The organism is Actinomycetospora sp., assembly GCF_055612215.1.
Genome location: NZ_JBVPVA010000462.1, coordinates 1 through 2,905, shown reverse-complemented (window position 1 = coordinate 2,905; position 2,905 = coordinate 1). Strand labels below are relative to the sequence as shown.

Sequence of the window (2,905 nt, the reverse complement as noted above, 5' to 3'; positions counted from 1 at the left end):
ACGACGTCGGGGATGTGCGCGTAGACGTTGTTCGCGACGACGAGGTCGGCCGGCCCGTGCTCGGCGCGCACCGCCGCGCCGGTCTCCGGCGAGAGGAACGCGGTCACGGTCGGGACGCCCTTGGCGCGAGCGGCGTCACCGACGTTCACGCTGGGCTCGACGCCCACGGCGCGCATGCCGTCGGCGACGACGTGCTGGAGCAGGTAGCCGTCGTTCGACGCCGCCTCGACGACGAGCGAGTCCCTCGTCAGGCCCGCCCGCGTGGTCGCGGCGGTGACGAAGCGGCGCGCGTGCTCGACCCACGACGTCGAGAACGAGGAGAAGTACGCGTACTCGGTGAACGTCTCGTCGGGGTCGATCAGCGGGGGCAGCTGCACCAGCAGGCAGTTCCGGCACACCCGCGGGTGCAGCGGGAACGTCGGCTCCGGGGCCTCGAGCGCCTCCTCGGTGAGGAAGAGCTCGCAGGGCGGCGTGGCACCGAGGTCGACGAAGCTCTCGAGCTCGGTCGACCCGCAGAGCCGGCAGGTCAGAGGGGCGACGGCGGCGGGCACCGGGTCGGCGGCGGACGTGGTCGCCATCGCGTCAGTACGCCCCGTCACCCCGGAAGACGGCCGAGACCGTCTTCCACAGGATGACCAGGTCCATGGCGGGCGACCAGTTCTCCACGTAGCGCAGGTCCAACCGGACCGACTCCTCCCACGACAGATCCGAGCGGCCGCTGACCTGCCACAGGCCCGTCATGCCGGGACGCACCAGGAACTTGCGCTTGGCGGCGTCGGAGTACGCGTCGACCTCTCCGGGCAGCGGCGGTCGGGGACCGACCAACGACATCGAGCCCCCGACGACGTTGAACAGCTGCGGGAGCTCGTCCAGAGAGTAGCGGCGCAGCATCGAGCCGATGCGGGTCACCCGGGGGTCGCGGCGCAGCTTGAACAGCGGGCCCGATCCGTCGTTGCCGCTCGCGACCAGTCCGTCGCGCAGCCGGTCGGCGTTCGGGACCATCGAGCGGAACTTGACCATGCGGAACGTGCGGCCGCGCTGCCCGACCCGGGTCTGGCGGTAGAACACCGGGCCGCCGTCGAGCTTGACGAACAACGCGATGAGCAGGAAGACCGGCGCCAGGGCCACGACCAGCGAGATCGAGACGACCCGGTCGAAGAGCAGCTTGCCGATGCGCGGGATGCCGGACAGGCGCGGCTCGGTGAGGCGCAGCAGCGGCAGGCCGTCGACCGGCGCGACGTGCAGGCGCGGGCCGGCGACCTCCATGAGGCCGGGGTCGACGACGAGCTCGGAGCCGGTGCCTTCGAGGTCCCAGGCGAGGCGGTGCAGCCGCTTGGGGCTCCAGCCGGGCGTGGGGGCGACGGCGACGACGCCGAAGCGGCCGCTGCGCACGCTGGAGGGCAGCGAGTCGAGGTCGCCCAGCACCGGCACGCCGGCGACGTGGCCCTGGCCGTCCTCGCCGAGGCCGGTGGGGGTGCAGGCCGCGGTCACCACCCAGCCGATGTGCGGCACGCGGCGGGTGCGCTCGATGAGGTCCCGGACGGACTCCTCGGTGCCGATCGCGAGGACCGGGAGCAGGCCCCGGCCGCGCTTGCGGGCGTCGTGCAGCCACCGGCGCAGCGTGTAGCGGCCGGCCATGGAGAGCAGCCCTGCGACCGGGAGGATGCCGAAGACCCACGGGCGCACGCCGGTGCGCTCGAGGACCAGCCCGGCGAGGGCCAGCAGGATCGCCGCGGTGACGTAGCCGCGCATCAGGCGGCTCCACTCCTCGGAGCCCTGCCCGAGCACCCGCGGGTCCCAGGCGCGGGCGGCGCCGAGCGTGATCGGCACCAGCAGCACCGCGACGAGCGCGAGGGCCCACGGGTTGGTGCCGCGGTCCCCGGTCCCGGCCCCGAAGCCGATGAGCGCGCCGAGCAGCGCGGACACCGTGAGGATGAGCAGGTCGGACGCGGCGACCGCGAGGGCGAACTTGGCCTGCCAGCTGGTCGCGAGGGCGACGCTGCCCGGCTGGCCCGGGCCCTCGTCGTCCCAGATGCGGATGAAGCCCGGCGCCGTCGGGTCGGGGTCGACGAACGGGGCCGGCGCCGGCGCCGGCTCGCACTCCGGGGCCGGGCCGCTGCCGGCGGGTGCCGACGAGGCCGGCGCCGACGGTGCCACCGCCCGGATCTCGCCGGTGTCGCTCGGGTCGGTCCTGCCCTCGAGCTCGGTGCCGCTCAAGCCTTCGCCCCTGTTCTGAGCGTCGGGACGCGGCCCTGGAGCCGTGTCCCGGACGCCCGACGTCGCTCGTCGCCCGTGCGGAGCAGTGGTGCTGGGATCGCGGGTCGGGGCACATGGTCCGAACGTCCGGTTTCGCCCCATCCGTCCACTGCCTCCTCCCCCTGCACGGCGTCCGCCTGGCTGCGGATCGGGTCCTCTACACGTTGGACGCGTGCGCCGCGGGCAGGTTGCGTGCCGGATCGGGAGTGACACGGTGCACGGCTCGGAGATCGTCCGCGTGCGACGTACTGGTCCGCCGTCCTCAACGAGACGGCCGCCGGGCGGTCACGGGCCGCACCCGGTCCGGGGCCGGGAGCGGCACCGTCCCCGCCGCTCGCGGGCCCCGGTTCGTGCAGGTGGGGAGGCTCGTCCGGGGTCGTGTCACCATGGTCCGAGCGGGCTACCCGCGATCCGCCGTGGTGTAAGGGCAACACCTCGGATTTTGGTTCCGATGATCCAGGTTCGAATCCTGGCGGCGGAGCTCGCCGGCCGTCGGGGACGGTCGCCGGGGAGGGGACGTGGCCGTGCGGACGGTGCTCGCCGCGGGCGCGGTCGTCCGGGACGCCGACGGCCGGCTGCTGCTCGTGCGGCGGGCCCACGACCCCGAGGCCGGGCGCTGGACCCTGCCCGGCGGGCGGGTGGAACCCGG

At 74.4% G+C, this 2,905-nt stretch carries 2 protein-coding genes, 1 tRNA gene and 1 pseudogene; 2 read left to right on the top strand and 2 right to left on the bottom strand.

The window, feature by feature from the left end; genetic code table 11:
• Positions 1-578 (bottom strand): annotated as a pseudogene (locus AC0CYZ_RS12895) (SAM-dependent methyltransferase); the annotation flags it as partial.
• 4 nt (positions 579-582) lie between these two features.
• The gene (locus AC0CYZ_RS12890) at positions 583-2,217 is read right to left on the bottom strand and encodes a sugar transferase (RefSeq protein ID WP_472215870.1); all 1,635 of its coding nucleotides are present in this window, start codon (positions 2,215-2,217) and stop codon (positions 583-585) included.
• 449 nt (positions 2,218-2,666) lie between these two features.
• On the opposite strand from AC0CYZ_RS12890, the gene AC0CYZ_RS12885 reads away from it, so the two are divergent.
• Positions 2,667-2,737: transfer RNA gene (locus AC0CYZ_RS12885), tRNA-Gln, on the top strand.
• 43 nt (positions 2,738-2,780) lie between these two features.
• Positions 2,781-2,905: NUDIX hydrolase (locus tag AC0CYZ_RS12880; protein ID WP_472215872.1), on the top strand; the 125-nt coding region annotated here is incomplete at its 3' end.